Raw genomic sequence first — 20887 nt, forward strand, 5'->3', positions numbered from 1 at the left:
TGGGGCAACGTCGACAAACGCCGAGTCGCCAGGCGGTGTGCCCGGCGGCGAGGGACGCGGTCGTGCGCTGTGGATCCGTCTGAAGCCATCAGCTCCATGCGGAGCGGACCCTTATGCACGAAACCGGGTGCCTTGGCTACCGCCTTGCGTTTCCGGGCCTCGCCGTGCGCCGCGCAGCCTGCTCAATAGCAGCTGACGAACTCGCGGTAGACATAGCCGCGCACGCCGGTGCCGCCGCCACCCGCCATCCGCACCAGCGCCCAGGGCCGGCCGCGGTCGTCGTAGACCTGGTCGAGGAACTGCACGGTCTGGCGGTTGCTGAGCGTGGCGAGGATGCGCCCGTTCGGCGCGGCGCGCAGGTTGAGCGGCGTGCCTGTGGGATCGGTCACCGCACAGCGGCCTGCCGCCTGGGCCTGCGCAGCGGCCAGGGCGACGATGAATGCACTCGCAACCGCGATCCGAAGACGCATGGGTTCCTCCAGCCGAAACGACGGGCGCTCGCTGGGGAGGCCCCGGCGTGCCGGTCCATCATGTGATACCGCTGCCCGACGCAGCCGTCCCACGATGGCTCGGGCTGCGGCCCGGCGACGGGCGGCAGCGCACATGGCGGAGGAATTGGTCGCTCGTCCGGGTCAGATCATCCCGCGCTAGATCATTTGTTTGGTCGCGTTTTCTTCACGCGAACCGGCGTCCACTTCGCTCGAAGACGCGCTAGCTGCGCGGCTGGAGATTGAAGATGCGGCGCGGATGCAACTCGCCGTTTTCCAGCTCGCCCAGCGCCACGAGATGGCCGAGTGCGGTAACCGCCACGGTGCCGGCGTGGATCGGCGCATCGCGGCCACGGATGAGGATGGCCTGGCCGCGGGCGAGCTTCGCGGCGTCGCCACGGCTCACGTCGATGTGGGTCAATTCGCCGAGCGCCGCCGCCACCGGCAGGAGCACATCGTTCAAGGCACCGCTATTGGCCGCGGCCTCGCCGATGGCGTTCAGCGTGACCGCGTGGGCAAGGCCGAACGGGCCCACCCGCGTGCGCCGCAGAGCGGAGACGTGGCCGTAGCAGCCGAGCCCGCGGCCGAGGTCCCGCGCGATGGCCCGGACATAGGTACCCTTGCCGCATTCGGCTTCGAACAGCGAGCGGTCGTCGATGTGCGACACCAGCGTCAGCCGGTCGATGGTGACGGCGCGGGGCTTCAGCTCCACCTCCTCGCCGTCGCGGGCGCGGTCGTAGGCCCGCTCGCCGTCGATCTTGATGGCCGAGAAGCGCGGCGGCACCTGCAGGATCGTGCCGGTGAAGCGCGGCAGCAGTTCGGTGATCATCTCCGGCTGCGGCCGCTCGTCGGAGCGGGCAATGACCTTGCCTTCCGCGTCGTCGGTGTCGGTCTCCTCGCCCCAGGCCACGGTGAAGGCATAGGCCTTGCGGCCGTCCATGACGAAGGGCACGGTCTTGGTCGCCTCGCCCAGCGCCACCGGCAGCAGGCCCGACGCCAGCGGATCGAGGGTGCCGGCGTGGCCGGCCTTCTTGGCATGGAACAGCCGCTTCACGGCGGCGACCGCGTGCGTCGAGGTCATGCCGACCGGCTTGTCGAGTACGATCCAGCCGCTGATGTCGCGCTTCTTGGGGCGTGGCGGGCGTGGCGGAGGGCTATCGGCCTCGGGCGGGGCGGGGCGCTGGGCGGCCGGATCCGGCACCGGCGGAAGGTCGCGGGTCATGGCTTGTCGTGGGACTCGTCGTCTTGGGGCTTGGCGTCTTGGAGCTTTGCCTCTTGGGGCTCGGCCTCTTGGGCCTCGTCGTCGGCCTCGGCCTGCGGCCGGTCGAGGTCGAGCCGCACCCTGTCCGAGTGCAGCAGGCGATCGATGCGGTTCGCCTCGTCGAAAGTCTCGTCACGCCGGAAGCGCAGCTCGGGCGCATAGCGCAGGTTCACCCGGTGGGCGACCTCGGTGCGCAGGGCCTTCTTGTTGCGTTCGAGCGCGGCGACCACCGCCGTCTCGTCCTTGCCGCCGAGGGGCATGACGTAGCAGGTGGCGAGCCTCAGGTCCGGCGACATGCGGACCTCGGGCACGGTGATGACGTGCCGTGCCAGGACGTCGTCGGCGATATGGCCGCGCGCCAGCACGTCGGCGAGGGCGTGGCGGACCAGTTCGCCCACGCGCAGCTGGCGCTGGGATGGACCGGCGGTGGGGGTTGTTTTCTTCATTGGGTTCTCCCGGGCTCGGACCGGGCTGTGGCCGCGCAGCCGTGCTGTCGCGACCGTCTTGCGAAAGGATCGGCGGCCGGCCGGCAAGGCCCGTCCGGCTGCGATGGTCAGGGCGCTCCGCGACGGGGCGGGTCACCCGGTCGCGAAGCGATACGCTCCAGTTTCAAAAGTCATGAGCATTTCCGTGCCATGGGATGACCTCATCCAGTGGCGAAATGCTCTGGCGCTGGACAGGTGTGTCCGGGAGCGATCCCGCTTGCGGTCGGCGGGATCGCGCAGGCGCATGTCCGCGCGCCGGTCCGCCCTCTGTCCGGCGGACAGTGGCGTGATCCGTGCCGCCCTTACAGGCTGCGCCGGATCTCCTCCACGCGGTAGCACTCGATGACGTCGCCCTTGCGCATGTCCTGGTAGCTCTCGAAGGACATGCCGCACTCCTGGCCGGCACCGACCTCCTTGGCGTCGTCCTTGTAGCGCTTGAGCTGGGAGAGCTTGCCCTCGTGGATCACCACGCTGTCGCGGATCAGGCGAACGAAGGCGCCGCGCTCGACGACGCCGTCGACGACCCGGCAGCCCGCCACCTTGCCGACCTTCGACACGTCGAAGATCTCCAGGATCTGGGCTTCGCCCAGGCGATGCTCGCGCAGCGTCGGCGCCAGGAGACCGGACATGGCCTGCTTCACGTCGTCGACGAGGTCGTAGATCACGCTGTAGTAGCGGATCTCGACGCTGGCCCGGTCGGCCGCCTCGCGGGCTTCCTTGTTGGCGCGCACGTTGAAGCCGACCACGACGGCCTTGGAGGCCTCCGCCAGGGTGATGTCGGACTCGGTGATGCCGCCGACCGCCGCATGCAGGATACGGGCGGTGACCTCGTCGTTGCCGAGCTTCTCCAGCGCGCCGCGGATGGCCTCGACGGAGCCCTGCACGTCGCCCTTGACGACGAGATTGAACTCCTTCTTGCCGGCACCTTCCTTGAGGTCGCGCATCATGTCGGCGAGCGAACGGCCGCTCGCGGCGCCGCGCGCGGCCGCCAGGTCGCGCCGCTGACGGGCGCGGAACTCGGTGATTTCGCGAGCCCGCGCCTCGTTCTCCACCACCGCCACGCGGTCGCCGGCCTCCGGCGTGCCGTTGAAGCCCAGCACCTCGGCCGGCATCGACGGGCCCGCCTCCTTGATGTGCTCGCCTGTGTCGGCGATGAGCGCGCGCACCCGGCCCCATTCGCTGCCGGCCACGACGATGTCGCCCACGTGCAGCGTGCCGCGATCGACGAGCACGGTCGCCACCGGGCCGCGGCCGCGATCGAGCTTGGCCTCGATGACGTTGCCCTCGGCCGAGCGATCGGGATTGGCCCGGAGGTCGAGGATCTCAGACTGCAGCTGCAGGCCCTCGAGCAGCTTGTCGAGGTTGGTGCCGACCTTGGCCGAGACCTCGAACTCCAGCGTGTCGCCGCCCATCGACTCCACCACGACCTCGTGCTGGAGCAGCTCGGTGCGCACCCGCTGCGGGTTGGCGTCCGGCTTGTCGACCTTGTTGATCGCCACGATGATCGGCACCCGGGCCGCCTTGGCGTGGTTGATCGCCTCGATGGTCTGCGGCTTCACGCCGTCGTCGGCGGCGACCACCAGCACGACGATGTCGGTCACCTTGGCACCGCGGGCGCGCATGGAGGTGAACGCCGCGTGGCCGGGGGTGTCGATGAAGGTGATCTTGCCGCCGAGCGGCGAGGTCACCTGATAGGCGCCGATATGCTGGGTGATCCCGCCGGCCTCGCCGGAGACCACGTTGGTCTTGCGGACGGCGTCGAGCAGCGACGTCTTGCCGTGGTCGACGTGGCCCATGATGGTCACGACCGGCGGCCGCGGCACCAGCGTGTCGTCGGGATCGTCGGAGCTGAACAGGCCTTCCTCGACGTCCGACTCGGCCACGCGCCGCACGGTGTGGCCGAGCTCCTCGGCGATCAGCTGGGCCGTGTCCGCATCGATCACGTCCGTGATCTTATGCATCTGGCCCTGCTTCATGAGCATGCGGATCACGTCCACCGCCCGCTCCGACATGCGGTTGGCGAGCTCCTGGATGGTGATCGTCTCCGGCACCACGACCTCACGCGAGAGGCGCTCACGCGGCTCGTTGGCGTTCCCGCGGTTCATGCGCTGCACGCGCCGACGGAAGGCGGCGACCGAGTGGGTGCGCTCGTCGCCGGCCGTCAGCGCCGTCGACACCGTCAGGCGGCCGCGCTGGCGGGCGTCGCCGGCGGTCTTGGTGGGCTTGGGAGCGAGTGCGGGCCGGGCCGGCGCACCGGCGCCGAGCGGCCGGCGGGGACGCGGCGTCTCGTCCTCGGACGTCTGGGCAGGCCGCGCGGCGGCGGGCGTCGACGGCTGTGCGGTCGTTGTCGGCTTCGGGGTGGCGGATGCCGGCGGGGTCGGCGACAGCAGCACCGGCGGCCGCGAGCCGGACGGGCGCGGCCGCGCCACGATGGCGGTCGGCGTCCCGGGCCCCGCTTCGCCGCGGGGCAGCGGCGGCGTGGGCTCGCGCCCTGCCACTGCGGGGCGGGTGTCACCCAGCCGGCGGCTGGCTTCGTCTTCCGCCCGCCGCTTGCCCTCGTCCTCGCGCCGGCGGCGATCCTCTTCCTCGCGCTTGCGCGCTTCGGCGGCCTCGCGCTCGGCCTGCTCGATGGCTTCCCGCTCGGCGCGGCGACGCGCCTCCTCGAGCGCGGCGCGGCGATCCTCTTCCTCGCGGCCCTTGGCCTGAGTCAGGGCGCGGATGCGCGCCTCGCGCTCGTCCTCGGTCAGCGTGCGCAGCACCACCCCGGTGGGGCGCTGCGGCGGCGGCGGCGGACGGCTGGGCACGGTCTGCGGCGGCGGCTGGCGCACGATGGGGGCCGGCGGCGCCTCTTTCAGCTCGCCGGGGCCCAGGGCACGACGCTTCACCTTCTCGACCACGACCGATTTGCTCCGGCCGTGCGAGAAGCTCTGGCGTACCGTGCCGTGCTCGACCGGACGCTTGAGCGTCAACGTCTTGGATTGTCCGACGCTGATCGTCTTGTCGCCCGGGTTCTTGCTTTCACTCATTCCGTTCCTGCCGCTCGCCCTTCAGCGCCTCGTCGATCGGGTGGTCCCTCCCGTCCGACGCGTGCTCATGACTCAAAAGTGGGAGCATTTCCACCGGTCGGAAACATCCGATCAAGACATGCTCCGGCGGGTCACCCGACCCTTGATGTTCCGTTGCGGCCGTATTCGGCCCCACGCGCAGCCCCAGAACGTGCCGGAGCGTTAGCCGTCGTGCCCGGAGGCACTGCGTTGCGACGGGTGTAATTCATCCGCTTCCGGGGCGCTGGGCCTAACGGCCCCGCCGGCCGACTCGGCCGGCCGCGGACCCCGAAAACAAGATAGCCGTCGCCAGCGAGCCAGAAAGCCTGTGCTCGCCGGGCCAGCAATAAGGGCCGCATGTATCACATGTGGGGCCCCTAATGCCAAACCCAAATCGTCGCCGGCAAAGGCATGAGCAATAATTATTCGCTCTACCGCCGCGTCGCCGCGCCGCCGCACCGCCTGTTCCAGCTTGCGAACGCCGTCCGCAGCCGCCTCGCGGGCGTGCAGCATCATCACCACATGGCCCTTGCCGATCGCGGTTTCCACCTTGGTGAAGCCGCAGACCGCCTCCCCCGCCTTATTGGCAAAGGACAGCGCCTGCAGCGCGTCGCGCTCGAGCAGCCGGTCGACGTCCTCGGCCAGCGTCGGCGGGACGGTGACCTGCGTCTTCAGGCGGCGGGCGAACGCCTTGCGCCGAACCGCCTCGCGCACCACGTCGGCTTCCCCCGTCACCCAGGCGCCACGGCCAGGCAGACGAGCCTTGAGGTCCGGCACCAGCACGCCGTCCGGGCCGACGACGAACCGGATCATCTCGTGTGGCGCGCGCACCTCACGCGATACGATGCACGATCGTTCGGGCCCGTCCTCGTTCCTGCTGCGCTGCTGCTGCGCCAATCAGGTCGTCCTTTCGCGTTGCAATGGATAGCCGGCTGCGGCGCCCCGGCCACGGCGATCGACGGGCGATCGCGCGTTCGCAGATGAACGAGATCATCCATCTGCACAAAATTGCTCCACCCCTCCCGATCAGGAGTGCGTCCCGTGCGATCGGGGCGGGCTCCGCCCGATCAAAAGCTTATGAGCATTGCTGCGCCTTGGATGACCGCATCCAACGGCGACATGCCCTAGGCCTCCGGCTGCTCCTCGCCGCCATCGTCCTCGACCCCGTCGTCCTCGGCGGGCGCCGGCGCCTCGATCCAGCCGGCCTTGACGCGGGCCGCCATGATCATCGCCTCGGCCTCCGCCCGCGACAGGTCGAAGCCATCGAGGGCGCCCTTGTGGCGGACCGCCTCGCCGTCCTTGCGCTCGGTCCAGCCGGCGAGGTCGTCGGTCACCGCACCGGCGAGATCCTCCACCGTCTTGATGTCGTTCTCGCCGAACGCCACCAGCATGGGCATGGTGACGCCGTCGATCTCCAGCAGGTCGTCCGCGACGCCGAGTTCGCGGCGACGGGCATCCTGCTCGCCCTCCACCTTGGCCAGGTATTCCTGCGCGCGCGTCTGGATCTCCAGCGCAGTGTCCTCGTCGAAGCCCTCGATCGAGGCCAGTTCCGCAAGCTCCACCATGGCGAGCTCCTCGACCGAGCTGAAGCCCTCGGAGGCGAGCAATTGGCCGACCACCTCGTCGACGTCCAGCGCGTCCATGAAGGCGGTGGTGCGCTCGGCGAACTCCTTCTGACGGCGCTCCGATTCCTCCGCCTCGGTCATGATGTCGATGTCCCAGCCGGTGAGCTGGGAGGCGAGCCGCACGTTCTGGCCGCGGCGGCCGATGGCCAGCGACAGCTGGTCGTCCGGCACCACCACCTCGATGCGCTCATTGTCCTCGTCGAGGACCACCTTGACCACCTCGGCCGGCTGCAGCGCGTTGACGATGAAGGTGGCATGGTCGGGCGACCAGGGGATGATGTCGATCTTCTCGCCCTGCAGCTCGCCGACCACCGCCTGCACGCGCGAGCCGCGCATGCCGACGCAGGCGCCGACCGGATCGATCGAGCTGTCGCGGGAGATCACGGCAATCTTGGCGCGGGAGCCGGGATCGCGTGCCACCGCCTTCACCTCGACGACACCGTCGTAGATCTCCGGCACCTCCTGCGCGAACAACTTGGCCATGAACTGCGGATGGGTGCGCGACAGGAAGATCTGCGGCCCGCGGGTCTCGCGGCGCACGTCGTAGACATAGGCGCGCACCCGGTCGCCCGGACGGAAGGTCTCGCGCGGGATCAGCTCGTCGCGCCGCACGATCGCCTCGCCGCGGCCGAGATCGACGACGACGTTGCCGTATTCGGCCCGCTTCACCAGGCCATTGACGATCTCGCCGATGCGGTCCTTGAACTCGTCGTACTGTCGGTCGCGCTCAGCCTCGCGCACCTTCTGCACGATCACCTGCTTGGCCGACTGCGCGGCGATGCGCCCGAAGTCGAAGGGAGGCAGCGTCTCGGCGATGTAGTCGCCGATCTGCGCCGCCGGGTTGCGGCGGCGGGCATCCTCGACAGCGATCTGCGTCGCGTCGTTCTCGACCATGTCGGCAACCAGCAGCAGCCGCGACAGCCGGATCTCGCCGCTCTTGGGATTGATCTCGGCGCGCACGTCGGTCTCGCTGCCGTAGCGGGACCGGGCGGCCTTCTGGATGGCGTCCTCCATGGCGGCGAGCACGATCTGCCGATCGATCACCTTCTCGCGGGCGACCGCGTCGGCGATCTGCAAGAGCTCAAGCCTGTTGGCGCTGACGGCCATGGAATTCTCCTTCTACAACCACCGCCGCGGGCGCGGCCTTCGGCCCTCCGCCCGCACGCAACTCAAAAATCATCGCTCCGGAGCGCCCGGCGATCGGAAGACCCCAACCGCGAGAGAAACGCCCGAACATCAACTAGTGCGGCCGCTCAAGCGGACCCTCGTCCTCATCGACATCGACATCATGGTCGTCATCGTCATCCACCGCTTCGGCGCGCGCGCGCCGTGCCGCCTTGTCGCGGCGCAGGGCTTCGGTGATCAGCGCGTCGGTGAGCACCAGGCGCGCCTCGCCGATGTCACTGAGCGGCAATCGCACCAGGCGCTCCTCGTCCGGCCCGGCGTCGGGGCGCTCCAGCAGCACCTCCTCGCCGTCCACGCCGCGGATGATGCCGCGGTAGCGCTTGCGGCCCGCGGCCGGCACCGCCAGCTCGAGCTTGGCCTCGTGGTCCGACCAGCGCTCGAAGTCCGAGCGGCGGACCAGCGGCCGGTCGATGCCCGGCGACGAGACCTCAAGGTGATAGGCACGGCCGACCGGATCATCCACGTCGAGCGCCGGCGACACGCCCCGGCTCACGGCCTCGCAGTCGTCCACGCCCATGGTGCCGTCCGGCCGCTCGGCCATGATCTGCACCGTACAGCCGTTGAGGGCGGTGACGCGCACGCGCACCAGCCGGTAGCCGAGGTCGGCGAGCACCGGCTCGACGATCGTCGCGACACGCGCCGCCACACCGCTCTCGCCGACGACGCGTCTGTCGGATGCTTCCACTGTCATGGGCCGCCAGTCCCCGATGCCAAATCAGGCCGATGTGATGCGCCAGTGCGAAAAGAGCGGCCCCCACGAGAAGGACCACTCTCCGGATTAGTCCGATGAAGGACCCGTCTGGAATGTAGGAATAGCGCACATGTAATCGAAAAGACGGCGCGCCGCAAGATCTTGCCGACAGGGCCCATCCCCGCGGGGCGCCATCATCGCCGGCGGCTGGCGCGCTCCAGTTGCCGCAGCACCGCATCGACCGCGATGGCGGTGGCGGCGACGGCGATGCAGCCCTCCACCACGAAGGCAGGGTTCGAACCGACCAGGCCGGCGATAATCGGATCGCCCAAGGTCGAGGCGCCGACGACGGAGCCGATCGTCGCCGTCCCCATGGCGGTGGCCGCGCTGGTGCGCAGCGCCGCGAGCACGAGCGGGGCGGCCAAGGGCAATTCCAGTTGCCGCAGCATCTGGCCGGAGCTCAGGCCCATGCCCGCCGCCGCCTCCTTGAGTTGCGGGGGCGTGCCGTCGAAGGCGGCGAGCGCCGTCTGCAGCACGGGCAGCAGCCCGTACAGCACCAGCGCCACGATCGTCGGCACGGCGCCGAAGCCGATCATCGGCACCGCCAGCGCCAGCACGGCGACCGGCGGGATGGTCTGGCCCAGCGCCACCAGGGATTCCACCAGCGGCCGAAAGGCCGCGCCGGCGCCGCGCGTCACGGCGATGGCGGTGCCCAGGCCGAGGCCCAGCGCGATGGTGCAGGCGACGCCAACCAGCAGCAGGTGGTTGAGCGCCAGCATCAGTAGCGGCGAGCGTGTGTAGACCGCGGGTGCGCCTGCCGGCGCCAGCCCCGCGAACAGTGGCCCTGCATGGGGCAGGGCCCACAGCAGCACGAGCCAGCCCGTCAGCAGCGCCGGCAGCATGGCGGCCCGCCCGAGCCGGCCGCCGCCGCCCGCCTCGGCCGCGCTCATCGGGGCGCCAGGTCCGACCAGCCGAGGGTGCCTACCGGCCGTCCCGCCGCGTCGACGACGCTCAGGCGGTCGGCACCATGCTCCAGCATGGCCGAGAGCGCCTCGCGCAGGCTCGCGTCGGCCGCGACCTGCGGTCCGCCGCGCCCAGGGGCGCCGGGGCCCGGCGACCGCGCCCGGTCGGCCACCTGCTCGAGCGCCAGCCGGCGCAGGCCGATCGCGCCGCCGCCCAGGAAATCATAGGTGAAGGAGCCGGCCTGCGCCGCCGTCACCTGGCGCGGGGAGCCGAAGCAGGCGAGGCGGCCGGCGTTGAGCAGGGCGATGTCGGTCGCCAGCTTGATCGCCTCGTCCACGTCGTGGGTGACGAACACCACGGTCTTGCCCGTGCGCTGCTGAATCTCCTTGATCTCGTCCTGGAGCTCGAGGCGTGTCACCGGGTCCAGCGCGCTGAACGGCTCATCCATCAGCAGGATCGGCGGATCGGCGGCGAGCGCCCGCGCGATGCCCACGCGCTGCTGCTGACCTCCCGAGAGCTGGTGAGGGTAGCGGCCGATGTGATCGGCCGGCAGGCGCAGCAGGCCGACGAGCTCTTCGATGCGAGCCCGGATGCGCGACCGCGGCCAGCCCAGCAGCCGCGGCACGGTGGCGATGTTGTCGCGAACCGTCCAGTGCGGGAACAGGCCGCCCGACTGGATCACGTAGCCGATGCCGCGCCTGAGCTCGACGGCGTCGCGCCGGGCGATGTCCTCGCCGTCCACCAGCACCCGGCCCCCGTCGGGGCTCTCCAGCCGGTTGACGAGCTTGAGAGTCGTCGTCTTGCCGCAACCCGAGGGGCCGATCAGCACGACGAAGCGGCCGGGCGGTACCTCGAGGTCGAGGCGGTCGAGGATGGTGCGGCCGCCGAGCGCTTTGGTCACGGCCTCGAACACGATCGCGGGGCGCGCGCGGGCGTCGTCCGCCGTGTCGGGCGCGGCCGGCGCGGCCGTCATTCGGGCTCCCCGCGGTCCTTCGGGCCGATCAGCAGCGCCCGGGCGTAGACGTCGCGCCGCGGCAGGCCCGTCTCCGCCGTGACCAGCGCCACCGCCTCCTTCAGGGAATGGTCGGCGAGCAGACGGCGCAACCGTTCGTCGAGGTCGTCCTCCGCGACGGCTGCGGCGATCGGGCCGCCGATCAGCACCACGATCTCGCCGCGCGGCGGCCCCGCCTCGGCGTAGTGGCCGGCGAGGTAGGGAAGATCGCCGCGCACGACGCTCTCGTAGAGTTTGGTGAGCTCGCGCGCCACCGCCGCCGGCCGCGGCCCCAGGATGGCGGCGGCATCGGCCAGCATGTCGCCCAGGCGCTGGGCCGATTCGAAGAACACCAGCGTGCCCGGCACCTGGGCGAGGCCGAGCAGGCGCGCCCGCCGTGCCGCGGATTTGGGCGGCAGGAAGCCACCAAAGAAGAAGCTGTCGGTCGGCAGGCCCGACACCACCAGCGCGGTCAGCACCGCCGACGGGCCGGGCACGCTGGTCACCTCGATGCCGGCGGCCAGGGCGTCTTCCACCAGCTTGTAGCCGGGGTCGGAAACGAGGGGCGTGCCGGCGTCGGAGACCAGGGCCAGGGCCTGGCCCTCGTGCAGGCGCGCCATGATTCTCGGCCGCATCTGGGCGGCGTTGTGCTCGTGGTAGCTCAGCAGCGGCGTGGTGATGCCATAGTGGGCGAGCAGGCCCTTGGTCACGCGCGAATCCTCGGCGATGACCGCGTCGGCAGCCGCGAGCGTGCCGAGCGCCCGGAACGAGATGTCCTTCAGGTTGCCGATGGGCGTCGCCACCAGGTGCAGCCCTGGCGCGATTCGATCGGCTTCCGCCGCCATGCCGAAGGCGGTGAAGCGCGATGGCTCCGCTCCTGTCGCCGCCCGCTGCTCCGGTGCCTTCGTCACGCTCTACCCCCTGCCCGTGCCGCACCCTGGCATGGAACAGGTGTCAACCGGAAGCGTCGCCCGCCGGCGTGGCGGATCAGAACGGCGAGCGGAATGGCATGCGGCGAGCCGATGAATCCCGGCGGCTCCAGCCGTTCGGCAAGCGCTTCGGTCGAGGGCTCTCGAAACCCGGCGTTTACCGATGCCGCGCAAGATGACCGCGAGCGCATCGGCGGCCGCGCCACAAATGAATCGGAAACCACACATTTGCGCTCTACTGTGCTCTGCGCACGGCATGGCGGCTGTATTGGCGTAGAGCGAGAGCCCTTCCGGCGCGACGAACGGGGAGTAGCCTGTGCCGTTCTTGACCGATCCTCCCAGTCGCCGCGACATGCTGCGCCTAGCCCTCAAGCTCGGCGTCGCGGCGCCGGTGCTCGGCCTCGCCGCCGGCTGCACCAACGACATGGGCGGCCTGACGACGGGCGAACCGGTCCAGCCCGCCGCAACGCTCGGCAGCGGGGCGGTCAAGGTGGGGCTGATCCTGCCGCTGTCGGCACAGGGCGGCGTCGCCAACACGGCGGCGTCGATGCGCAACGCCGCCGACCTCGCCCTCGCGGAATTCGGCAAGGCGAATATCCAGATCGTGGTGTTCGACGACGGCGGCACGGCGGAGGGGGCGCGCGCGGCGGCCCGGGCGGCCGTGGCCCAGAACGTGGAGCTGATCCTCGGGCCGCTGCTGGCGCCGGCCGTGGCGGCGGCGGGCCAGGTGGCCAAGGCCGCGGGCAGGCCGGTCATCGCCTTCTCCACGGACGCCTCGGTCGCCTCCCCGGGCGTCTACCTCATGAGCTTCCTGCCCGCGAGCGACGTGCAGCGGGTGGTGAGCTACGCCGCGTCGCAGGGCCGGACGGCCTTCGCGGCGGCCATCTCCGAGACCCCCTACGGCAACGTGACGGCCGGCGCCTTCCAGCAGGTGGTGCCGGCCCGGCAGGGCCGTATCGTCGGCCTGGAGCGCTTCTCCGGCGACAACGGGGCCGACGCGGTGCGGCGGCTCGCCGGTGTCCTCGCCGCTGCCGACGCCCTGTTCCTGCCCGACGGCGCCGCCCTGCCGTCGACTGCCGGCGCGCTGCCGGGCGCGGGATTCGACAAGGCCAAGGTGAAGCCCCTCGGCACCAGCCAATGGAACGAGGGTTCACTCCTGCGGCTCCCCGCCCTCCAGGGGGGATGGTTCGCGGCCCCGCCGTCGACGGGCTTCTATGCCTTCTCAGACCGCTACCGCGCCAAGTACGGCGGTGAGCCGTCCCGCATCGCCAGCCTCACTTACGATGCCGTCTCGCTGGTCGCGGCGCTGGAGCGCACCCAGGGGGCGGCGCGCTTCTCCGAGGCGACGCTGACCAACCCGTCCGGCTTCAGCGGCGCCGACGGGGTGTTCCGCTTCCGCAGCGACGGCCTTAACGATCGCGCCCTCGCCGTCTACGAGGTGAGGGCGGGCGACGGCGTGGCGATCAGCCCCGCGCCCAAGAGCCTCGGCAGCTAGAGCCTTTCCGCGTTTCTTCGAATCGCCGAAACGCTCTATCTGCTTGTTCTGGCGCGTTTTCTTCACGCGAACCGGCGTCCACTTCGCTCGAAAACGCTCTAGTCGTACCGTGACCGACGCCCGGCCGCGCGCCGCGAGCGGCCTGGCGCTCTTCTCATCCGGCTTGCCCCGCCGCGCAAGCCGACCCCTCGCCCGCAAGCGGGGCGAGATGCGCCGCCCCGCGAGTCGCGGCCAGTGCCGCCGTCAAGCGGCGAGGCGCGCGATGACCGCGTCGAGCAGCGGGAAGCCCTCTGCCGTCAGTGCCAGCCGCCCGGCCTCGTTGGTGATCAGGCCGGCGCCAACCAGCTCATCGATGCGCTCGCGCCGAAGCGCTCGCCCGGCCAACAGGGCGTAGCGGCCGGTCTCGACCCCCTCGGCCAGCCGAAGGCCCATCACCAGCAACTCGTCGCCCTGGGCCTCGGCGGTGAGCGGCTCGGCTTCGATCAGGCCGTGCCCCTGCCGTTCGACGGCGGCCAGCCAGGCCTCCGGCGCCGGCTCGGTGGCCATGGCGAGGCGCCCCGCGGGGCCGACGAGACGCCCGTGGGCGCCGGGACCCACGCCGGCATACTCACCGTAGCGCCAGTAGACCAGGTTGTGCCGGCATTCGCGGCCGGGGCGGGCGTGGTTGGAGACCTCGTAGGCGGGCAGGCCGTGCCGCCCGCAGACCTCCTGGGTCACGTCCCACAGGGCGCGGCCGAGGTCCTCGTCGGGGATGGTGAGCTTGCCGGCGCGGTAGAGACGCTCGTACCAGGTCCCCGGCTCGATGGTCAGCTGGTAGAGGGACAGATGCTCGGCGGCGTGCGCCAGCGCTTGCTCCAGCTCGGCGCGCCAGGCCGCCGGGCTCTGCGCAGGTCGGGCGTAGATCAGGTCGAACGAGAAGCGCTCGAAGTGTCGGGCCGCCACCCCCACCGCCGACAGGGCCTCGGCCGCCGTGTGCAACCGCCCGAGCTGCCTGAGGGCGTCGTCGTCGAGCGCCTGCACGCCCAGCGACACGCGGTTCACGCCGGCCGCCCGATAGTCGCGGAACCGGCCGGCCTCGACGCTCGTGGGATTGGCCTCGAGCGTGACCTCCGCGTCGCTGTCGACCGCCCAGTGCCGGCCGATGGCATCGAGGATCGCCCCGACGGTCCGGCCCTGCATGAGCGAGGGTGTGCCGCCGCCGAAGAAGATGCTCGTCACCGTGCGGCCGGGGGCGAGCTCTGCGCGGTGGGCGAGCTCCCGCTCGAAGGCGGCGACGAAGCGGGGCTCGTCCACGGGCGTTCGCCGCACGTGACTGTTGAAATCGCAGTAGGGACATTTGGAGGCGCAGAAAGGCCAGTGCACGTAGACGGCGAAGCCCGCCGCGAACGGCGGCCGCGCGGAGAGGCCCGCGTCGGCGGAGCGGTGCATTGCAGCATCATCAGGGCGAAACGTCTGGCCCGGGTGCATCAAGTCATCCTTCGACTCGTCAAAACTCGCCTTGCCATGAACACCCGACGAAATCGACTCCGTCACTTCTTGAAAGCGTTGGGATCGCCCCCCCACATAACGGTCTGGTTCACTTTTTGGAGACGTTGATGTCTACCTCTGCCTCCGCCTGGAACGGTAATGCGGCCGGCCAACGCTGCGGCCGTCCCCCCAAGCGCGCCCTCGAGATCGTCGGCATCGTGTTCGCCTTCATCTGGTTCTGGCCGCTGGCTGTTGCGTATATCGTCTGGAAGGTCATGGGCTACCCCGTGCCAAAAGACCTCAGGGAGTTCGTCGAGCGCAACTTCGCCTTCCTCTCGGAAGGCTCGCTGCGCCCCGCTTATGGTGCCCACGCGCCGACGGGCAACAGCCACTTCGACGAATACCGTCGGGCTGAGCTGGAGCGTCTGGAGGCCGAGCGCCGTCGCCTCGACGAGGAGGCGCGCGACTTTGCTGCCTTCGTCGAGGAGCTGAAGCGCGCCAAGGATCGCGAGGAGTTCGACGCCTATATGCGTCGGCGCCAAGCCGCCGAGCCGACCCGCGAGGCGTAAGCTTCGCTTGTAGGTCGTATCCTGCCCAATGGCCGGTCCCCCGTGGTCCGGCCATTGGCTTTTGCTTTGCGCCACATCAGAGAATCAACGGCGTCAGCGCATCAACGGCGGCCATCACAGGCCAAGACAGCTCCGTGCGAGGCTGACGAAGGCGCGGGCCCGGTGCGAGAGCGCGGGCGGCTCGCCGCCCGCCGCGGCCTTGGTCCAGTCGATGCCGTGCTTGGCTTCGGCAGAGAGTTCGCCGAACGTCTGGGCCAAGCCCTCCGGCCGGAACATCGGATCGTAGCCGAAGCCCTGGCCGCCCCGCGGCGGCCAGACGAGATCGCCGAACACCCGCCCCTCGAACAGCGCGTCCTCGCCGTCCGGCCACGCGACGACCAGCGCCGAGACGAAATGGCCCGTGCGCGCCCGGTCGCGCCCGATGCCGCGGCGGCTGAGCTCGGCGTCGATGCGCGCCATGGCGGCGGCGAAGTCCTTCGCCGGGCCCCCCCAGCGGGCCGAGAAGATGCCGGGCGCGCCGTCGAGCGCATCCACGCAGATACCGGAATCATCGGCCAGGGCCGGCCAGCCCGAAACGGTCGCGGCGCGGGCCTTGATGGCGGCGTTCTCGGCGAAGGTGGTGCCGGTCTCCTCCGGTTCGGGCAGACCCAGCTCGCCTGCCGACACCGCATCGACCCCGAAGGGGCCGAGCAGGTCGCGCATCTCCCGGAGTTTGCCGGGGTTGTGGGTGGCGATGACGACGCGCCCCTCGAGCCGGCGCGCGGTCGGCGCGGGCGACGGGCCGGCCATCAGGTCACCGCCATCTTCTGCAGGTCGACCAGCTTGCCCGTGCCGAGCTTGGCAAGGCGCAGCAGCTCGATCAGCTCCGCCTCTGAGAAGGGCTTGCCTTCGGCGGTGCCCTGCACCTCGACGATGCCGCCGGTGCCGGTGATGACGAAGTTGGCATCGGTTTCCGCCGTCGAATCCTCGGCGTAGTCGAGGTCGAGCACCGCAACGCCCTGGTGGATGCCACAGGAGACCGCCGCCACATGGTCCTTGAGCGGTTGGCCCGACACGATCGAGCGGGCCTTCATCCAGGCGATGCAGTCGTGCAGGGCGACCCAGGCCCCGGTGATGGCAGCGGTGCGCGTGCCGCCGTCGGCCTGGAGCACGTCGCAGTCGACCGAGATCTGGCGCTCGCCGAGCGCCGGCAGATCGACGACCGCGCGCAGAGAGCGGCCGATGAGCCGCTGAATCTCGTGGGTGCGGCCGGAGGGCTTGCCGGAATTCACCTCGCGCCGGGTGCGCTCGAGGGTGGCGCGCGGCAGCATGGAGTATTCCGCCGTCACCCAGCCGCGGCCCTGGCCGCGCAGCCACGGCGGCGCCCGCTCCTCCAGCGAGGCCGTGCAGAACACGTGCGTGTCGCCGAACTTGACGAGGCAGGAGCCCTCCGCATACCGCGCCACCCCCCGTTCGAGGGTCACTTTGCGCATTTCGTCGGAGGGGCGTTTGGAGGGCCGCATGAACAGGTCCTGGTTACCGATGCCGGAGTGCGCTTCTAGAGCGGGACGAAGAGGGCTGTGAAGCGCTATTTGTCGAAGCGTGCCGCCGCAACCGGGCCCCCGCGCTCCGCTCGGCTGCCGGCGCTTGAAAAAAAGGCGCAACACCACTTATGTTTAGCATGTCGTGCGAGGGTGTGGATGACAGCTCCTTTCGGCGCCGGGACCGGTCCGGACCGTGCGTCTGCATTGGCCGAGCTCAATGAGCGGTCCCGCGAGATCTTTCGGCAGATCGTCGAGAGCTATCTGGCGACCGGCGAGCCGGTGGGCTCCCGCAACCTGTCCCGCATCATCCCGATGACGCTGTCGCCGGCGTCGATCCGCAACGTCATGGCGGATCTCGAACATGCCGGCCTGATCTACGCCCCGCATACGTCGGCCGGCCGTCTGCCGACGGAGTCCGGCCTGCGCTTCTTCGTCGACGCCATGCTGGAAATCGGCGACCTCGGTGCCGACGAGCAGGGGCGGATGGAGACGGAGCTGCGCGCCGCCGCAGCCGGTCAGTCGCTCGAGGGGACGCTGACTCAGGCGACGCAGATGCTCTCCGGACTGGCCCGCAGCGCCGGCGTGGTGGTGACCACCAAGAGCAACGTCCGCCTGAAGCATATCGAGTTCGTTCGCCTCGACCCCCGGCGCGCCCTCGTGGTGCTGGTGGCGGAGGACGGCAATGTCGAGAACCGTATCGTCGACCTGCCGGCGGGGCTGCCGGTGTCGGCGTTGGTGGAGGCCAGCAATTTCCTGAGCGCGCGGGCGCGCGGCAAGACGCTGACCGATCTCAAGAGCGAGTTCAGCCACCGCCGCTCCGACATGGAGCGCGAGCTGGACGCCTTGACCGCGCGGCTGGTCGACATGGGCCTGGCGATCGCGGTCGGCTCCTCGACCGATGCCCGCCAGCTCATCGTGCGCGGCCAGGCACACCTCCTGGAAGACGTGACCCTGGGCGAGGAACTGGAGCGGGTGCGCCTCCTCTTTGCCGACCTGGAAACCCAGAAGGACGTCATCGAGCTGCTCTCTCGGGCCGAGGGCGGCGAAGGCGTGCGCATCTATATCGGCTCCGAGAACAAACTGTTCTCGCTCTCCGGCTCGTCGATGATCGCGGCGCCGTTCCACGACGGCCAGCAGCGCATCGTCGGCGTCGTCGGCGTCATCGGCCCGACGCGGCTCAACTACGCGCGCATCGTTCCCATGGTCGATTATACCGCCCGGCTGGTATCGATCCTCTACGAAGGGCGCTGAGAGCCTGTTTGGAAATGTCGGGCGGGCCGGTCCGACGCCCCAGAGCGCAAGAATCCCGCGACAGCCCTCCGCGCCCAATTCCCAAACAGGCTCCGAGGTCGGCGCGACAGGTGCTTGTCTCGAGCCCCGGCCCGTCGCACAACGATAAGTGTATCTGCAAGACAATCGGTGGGAGCGTCCATGAAGGATCTGTTTTCGCTCGCGGGCAGGGTCGCGCTGGTGACCGGCGGCTCGCGCGGCATCGGCAAGATGATCGCCAAGGGCTTCGTCGAGAGCGGCGCCAAGGTCTACATCACCGCCCGCAAGGCGGCCGCCTGCGACGCGACGGCGGCCGAGCTGTCGCAGCACGGCACCTGCATTTCGCTGCCGATCGATATCTCGACGGTCGAGGGCGCCCGCACCCTGGCCAAGGCGATCGGCGAGCGCGAGTCCAAGCTCGACATCCTGGTGAACAACGCCGGCGCGGCCTGGGCGGCGGAATTCGACACCTTTCCCGAGAACGGCTGGGACAAGGTGATGAACCTGAACCTCAAGGCGCCGTTCTTCCTGACTCAGGCGCTCGCCGCCCCGCTGCGCAAGGCGGCGAGCCCGGCGAGGCCGGCCAAGGTGATCAACATCGCCTCCATCGACGGCATCTTCGTCAACCCGCTGGAGACCTATTCCTACGCGGCGAGCAAGGCCGGCCTGATCCACCTGACCCGGCGCATGGCCGCCAAGCTGATCGCCGACCACATCGTAGTCACCGCCATCGCGCCCGGCCCGTTCCAGTCCGACATGAACATCGACGCGCGCGACAATGCCGACGGTGTGGCCAAGCGCGTGCCGGCCGGCCGCGTCGGCACCGAGGAGGACATGGCGGGCGCTGCCATCTTCCTCGCCTCCCGCGCCGGCGATTACGTGGTCGGCTCGACGATCACCGTCGACGGCGGCATCGCCTTCGGCAAGGGCGGCTTCGAGGGCAGCAGCTGGAAGATGGAGGGCGCAGCCGGCGCTTGAGCGGCTCTCGGCGATCACATCCGGCACCGGCGCGCTGCTGATGCGACGACGGCGCGGTGCGAAGCCGACCGCGCCGGCTTTGTGTTCGTAGGCGCCGTGGCCCGGCATGGCGGGGACGGGCGGTTGCCCCCTCCACCATGCTGCGCATGGTCCCCCTCCCCCGCTTCGCGGGTGAGGACAACGTGCTGTTCCTCCTCCGCGCAGCGGGCGAGGGGGACCGCCGAAGGCGGTGGAGGGGGCGGCGCGCTCCCGCGGGAGTGTCAGGATTTCCCTGCGCGGGGAACACCGTCTCACATCGACCGCCACCGGGGTGCCTCGGCGCCCCCTCCCCGAAAACGGCCGCCGTGAGATATCCCGCTACCGCCGCGAGGCCGGGTGCAGGCGCAGGAAGCTCATCAGGCTGCCGACGGCTGCAAAGCCCGCGCCGAGCCAGAGGGCGAGCTCCGGCCCCAGCAGACCGGCCGAGTTCAGGCAGAGGGCGACCAGCGCCGCCCCGATGCTCTGGCCGAGCAGCCGCACCGTGGCGACGATGCCGCTGGCGCCGCCAGCGCGTTCGCGCGGGGCGCTGGTCATCAGCGCGCGCAGGTTGGGCGACTGGAAGAAGCCGAACCCCGCGCCGCACAGCACCAGACGCCAGGCGATGTCGCCGAAGCCCGGGTCGGCGGGCAGCAGGGCCAGGCTCGCCATGCCGGCGCCGAGACAGACGAGCCCGATGCCGCCGAGCAGGCCGGGCGCATAGCGATCCGAGAGGCGACCCGCGATCGGCGCCATGAGCGCCACGACCGCCGGCCAGGGCGTCATCAGGAAGCCGGTCTCCACCTGGCTGTGGCCGAGCACGTTCTGGAACAGGAAGGGCAGCGACACGAAGGCCAGCCCCTGCGCCGCGAAGGAGCAGACGGCGGTGGCGGCCGACAGCGCGAAGGCGGGCCGCCGGAACAGGTCGACGGCGAGGATCGGTGCCGCGCGGCCGGATTCGCGCCGCAGCAGCGCATAGCCGCAGGCGATCGCCGTGCCCCATTGTGCGGCGACGAGCAGCCACGCGCCGCCGTGGGCGACCGTGCCGAGGCCGAGGATGAGCAGCGTGAAGACCGCTGCCGACAGCAGCGCCGCGACGACGTCGAAGGGTCGGTCGCTGCGCCGCGTGTGCGGCAGGGCGCGGAGCGACAGGGCGACCGCGATCACGCCCGCCGGCACGTTGATCAGGAACAGCCAGTGCCAGGTCGCGACCGACAGGATGGCCGACGCGACGGTGGGCCCGACGGTGAAGGCAAGACCGACCACCAGCGCGTTGACGCCGACGCCGCGGCCCAGCATGCGGGCCGGATAGATGAAGCGGATGAGCGCGGCGTTGACGCTCATGATCGCCGCAGCCCCCAGCCCCTGTAGCGCGCGGGCGCCGACCAGGGTTGGCAGCGACCAGGCCAGGCCGCAGGCGAGCGAGGTGACGGTGAAGACCACGAGGCCGGCGATGTAGACCCGCTTGTGGCCGACGATCTCGCTCAGCGCGGCGAGCGGCAGGATCGTGGCGACCATGGCGAGCTGGTAGGCATTGACCACCCAGATCGTCGCGGCCGCATCGGAGTGGGTATCGGCGGCGATGGTCGGCAGCGCTGTGTTGGTGATGGCGGTGTCCAGCGTCGCCATGCCCACGGAGATCAGGATCGCCAGCAGCGCCGGCAGCCGCTCGCGCTGCGGCAGGCCGTCGGGCGGCGCTTCGGCCGGGGTCTGGCGGACCGGCGGCGGCTGTGCTTCGTCCAAGAGACGCATTGGCTGATCCCGCGCGGACGGCGCACGGCGGTCCGCATTAACCCGCTTGCCAGCCCGGGCCGACGCCATCGGAGCGCGCTCGTGTGCAATTCCAGCCGCCCCTACAACGCTCTAGCACAAGGCGGGCAGGCGCCGCGTGCGGCTGGTGCAGGGGCGG

General features: G+C 70.6%; 18 protein-coding genes. 4 read left to right on the forward strand and 14 right to left on the reverse strand.

Features of this window, described 5'->3' with window-relative positions:
• Positions 1–182 precede the first annotated feature (182 nt).
• From IEW34_RS04505 to rsmI, 10 genes are all read right to left on the reverse strand, one after another.
• Positions 183–470 (reverse strand): SH3 domain-containing protein, encoded by a 288-nt coding sequence (locus tag IEW34_RS04505; RefSeq protein ID WP_188607999.1) that lies wholly within the window; start codon positions 468–470, stop codon positions 183–185.
• A gap of 241 nt (positions 471–711) precedes the next feature.
• The gene (gene truB / locus IEW34_RS04510; protein ID WP_188607880.1) at positions 712–1710 is read right to left on the reverse strand and encodes a tRNA pseudouridine(55) synthase TruB; all 999 of its coding nucleotides are present in this window, start codon (positions 1708–1710) and stop codon (positions 712–714) included.
• A complete protein-coding gene (gene rbfA / locus IEW34_RS04515; RefSeq protein ID WP_188607881.1) occupies positions 1707–2195 on the reverse strand; it encodes a 30S ribosome-binding factor RbfA in 489 nt (162 codons plus the stop codon). Before rbfA ends, truB begins: the two co-directional genes overlap by 4 nt.
• A 341-nt stretch (positions 2196–2536) precedes the next feature.
• Positions 2537–5260, reverse strand: coding sequence for a translation initiation factor IF-2 (gene infB, locus IEW34_RS04520; protein WP_188607882.1), 2724 nt, complete (start codon positions 5258–5260; stop codon positions 2537–2539).
• 201 nt (positions 5261–5461) lie between these two features.
• Positions 5462–6175: an RNA-binding protein gene (locus tag IEW34_RS04525; protein ID WP_188607883.1), complete on the reverse strand. Its 714-nt coding sequence runs from the start codon at positions 6173–6175 to the stop codon at positions 5462–5464.
• 227 nt (positions 6176–6402) lie between these two features.
• The gene (gene nusA / locus IEW34_RS04530) at positions 6403–8010 is read right to left on the reverse strand and encodes a transcription termination factor NusA (RefSeq protein WP_188607884.1); all 1608 of its coding nucleotides are present in this window, start codon (positions 8008–8010) and stop codon (positions 6403–6405) included.
• A gap of 133 nt (positions 8011–8143) precedes the next feature.
• Positions 8144–8779, reverse strand: a complete 636-nt coding sequence (gene rimP / locus IEW34_RS04535; RefSeq protein ID WP_188607885.1) for a ribosome maturation factor RimP — start codon at positions 8777–8779, stop codon at positions 8144–8146.
• 194 nt (positions 8780–8973) lie between these two features.
• Positions 8974–9729 carry an ABC transporter permease gene (locus IEW34_RS04540; RefSeq protein ID WP_244641754.1) on the reverse strand — a complete coding sequence of 252 codons (756 nt, stop codon included), beginning with the start codon at positions 9727–9729 and terminating at the stop codon, positions 8974–8976.
• Entirely contained in the window at positions 9726–10715 is a 990-nt protein-coding gene (locus IEW34_RS04545; RefSeq protein WP_188607886.1) for an ABC transporter ATP-binding protein, read from the reverse strand. The genes IEW34_RS04540 and IEW34_RS04545 overlap by 4 nt, the downstream gene beginning before the upstream one ends.
• Positions 10712–11578: a 16S rRNA (cytidine(1402)-2'-O)-methyltransferase gene (rsmI, locus tag IEW34_RS04550; protein WP_188607996.1), complete on the reverse strand. Its 867-nt coding sequence runs from the start codon at positions 11576–11578 to the stop codon at positions 10712–10714. Before rsmI ends, IEW34_RS04545 begins: the two co-directional genes overlap by 4 nt.
• A 400-nt stretch (positions 11579–11978) precedes the next feature.
• On the opposite strand from rsmI, the gene IEW34_RS04555 reads away from it, so the two are divergent.
• A complete protein-coding gene (locus tag IEW34_RS04555) occupies positions 11979–13157 on the forward strand; it encodes a penicillin-binding protein activator (RefSeq protein WP_244641758.1) in 1179 nt (392 codons plus the stop codon).
• A 243-nt stretch (positions 13158–13400) separates the two neighbouring features.
• Here IEW34_RS04555 and hemW read toward each other — a convergent pair whose 3' ends face one another.
• Positions 13401–14585, reverse strand: coding sequence for a radical SAM family heme chaperone HemW (hemW, locus tag IEW34_RS04560; protein WP_188607887.1), 1185 nt, complete (start codon positions 14583–14585; stop codon positions 13401–13403).
• Positions 14586–14752: 167 nt separating this feature from the next.
• Between hemW and IEW34_RS04565 the strand changes: the two genes are divergently transcribed.
• Positions 14753–15193, forward strand: a complete 441-nt coding sequence (locus IEW34_RS04565) for a DUF2852 domain-containing protein (RefSeq protein WP_188607888.1) — start codon at positions 14753–14755, stop codon at positions 15191–15193.
• Positions 15194–15307: 114 nt separating this feature from the next.
• On the opposite strand, the gene IEW34_RS04570 is transcribed toward IEW34_RS04565, so the two are convergent.
• Positions 15308–15982, reverse strand: a complete 675-nt coding sequence (locus tag IEW34_RS04570) for a non-canonical purine NTP pyrophosphatase (RefSeq protein WP_188607889.1) — start codon at positions 15980–15982, stop codon at positions 15308–15310.
• Positions 15982–16695 (reverse strand): ribonuclease PH, encoded by a 714-nt coding sequence (gene rph, locus IEW34_RS04575; RefSeq protein ID WP_188607890.1) that lies wholly within the window; start codon positions 16693–16695, stop codon positions 15982–15984. The genes IEW34_RS04570 and rph overlap by 1 nt, the downstream gene beginning before the upstream one ends.
• 177 nt (positions 16696–16872) lie before the next feature.
• Between rph and hrcA the strand changes: the two genes are divergently transcribed.
• Together hrcA and IEW34_RS04585 are read left to right on the forward strand one after the other, a co-directional pair.
• Positions 16873–17967, forward strand: coding sequence for a heat-inducible transcriptional repressor HrcA (gene hrcA, locus IEW34_RS04580; RefSeq protein WP_188607891.1), 1095 nt, complete (start codon positions 16873–16875; stop codon positions 17965–17967).
• 180 nt (positions 17968–18147) lie between these two features.
• Complete coding sequence (locus tag IEW34_RS04585; RefSeq protein ID WP_188607892.1) at positions 18148–18963, forward strand: SDR family oxidoreductase; 816 nt, start codon at positions 18148–18150, stop codon at positions 18961–18963.
• Between the two features lie 357 nt (positions 18964–19320).
• Here the strand turns inward: IEW34_RS04585 and IEW34_RS04590 are convergent, their stop codons facing one another.
• Positions 19321–20730, reverse strand: coding sequence for an MFS transporter (locus tag IEW34_RS04590; RefSeq protein ID WP_188607893.1), 1410 nt, complete (start codon positions 20728–20730; stop codon positions 19321–19323).
• Positions 20731–20887: the final 157 nt, after the last annotated feature.

The sequence above is a fragment of the Chelatococcus reniformis genome (assembly GCF_014640075.1).
Classification (GTDB): domain Bacteria; phylum Pseudomonadota; class Alphaproteobacteria; order Rhizobiales; family Beijerinckiaceae; genus Camelimonas; species Camelimonas reniformis.

Bases quoted from the DNA above. Each gene is read 5' to 3' on its own strand.
- IEW34_RS04505 (WP_188607999.1), bottom strand. From the start codon at position 470: ATGCGTCTTCGGATCGCGGTTGCGAGTGCATTCATCGTCGCCCTGGCC.
- IEW34_RS04585 (WP_188607892.1), top strand. From the start codon at position 18,148: ATGAAGGATCTGTTTTCGCTCGCGGGCAGGGTCGCGCTGGTGACCGGC.
- hemW (WP_188607887.1), bottom strand. From the start codon at position 14,585: ATGCACCGCTCCGCCGACGCGGGCCTCTCCGCGCGGCCGCCGTTCGCG.
- IEW34_RS04565 (WP_188607888.1), top strand. From the start codon at position 14,753: ATGTCTACCTCTGCCTCCGCCTGGAACGGTAATGCGGCCGGCCAACGC.
- rph (WP_188607890.1), bottom strand. From the start codon at position 16,695: ATGCGGCCCTCCAAACGCCCCTCCGACGAAATGCGCAAAGTGACCCTC.
- IEW34_RS04540 (WP_244641754.1), bottom strand. From the start codon at position 9,729: ATGAGCGCGGCCGAGGCGGGCGGCGGCGGCCGGCTCGGGCGGGCCGCC.
- truB (WP_188607880.1), bottom strand. From the start codon at position 1,710: ATGACCCGCGACCTTCCGCCGGTGCCGGATCCGGCCGCCCAGCGCCCC.
- rimP (WP_188607885.1), bottom strand. From the start codon at position 8,779: ATGACAGTGGAAGCATCCGACAGACGCGTCGTCGGCGAGAGCGGTGTG.
- IEW34_RS04590 (WP_188607893.1), bottom strand. From the start codon at position 20,730: ATGCGTCTCTTGGACGAAGCACAGCCGCCGCCGGTCCGCCAGACCCCG.
- nusA (WP_188607884.1), bottom strand. From the start codon at position 8,010: ATGGCCGTCAGCGCCAACAGGCTTGAGCTCTTGCAGATCGCCGACGCG.
- hrcA (WP_188607891.1), top strand. From the start codon at position 16,873: ATGACAGCTCCTTTCGGCGCCGGGACCGGTCCGGACCGTGCGTCTGCA.
- rbfA (WP_188607881.1), bottom strand. From the start codon at position 2,195: ATGAAGAAAACAACCCCCACCGCCGGTCCATCCCAGCGCCAGCTGCGC.
- IEW34_RS04570 (WP_188607889.1), bottom strand. From the start codon at position 15,982: ATGGCCGGCCCGTCGCCCGCGCCGACCGCGCGCCGGCTCGAGGGGCGC.
- IEW34_RS04545 (WP_188607886.1), bottom strand. From the start codon at position 10,715: ATGACGGCCGCGCCGGCCGCGCCCGACACGGCGGACGACGCCCGCGCG.
- infB (WP_188607882.1), bottom strand. From the start codon at position 5,260: ATGAGTGAAAGCAAGAACCCGGGCGACAAGACGATCAGCGTCGGACAA.
- rsmI (WP_188607996.1), bottom strand. From the start codon at position 11,578: ATGGCGGCGGAAGCCGATCGAATCGCGCCAGGGCTGCACCTGGTGGCG.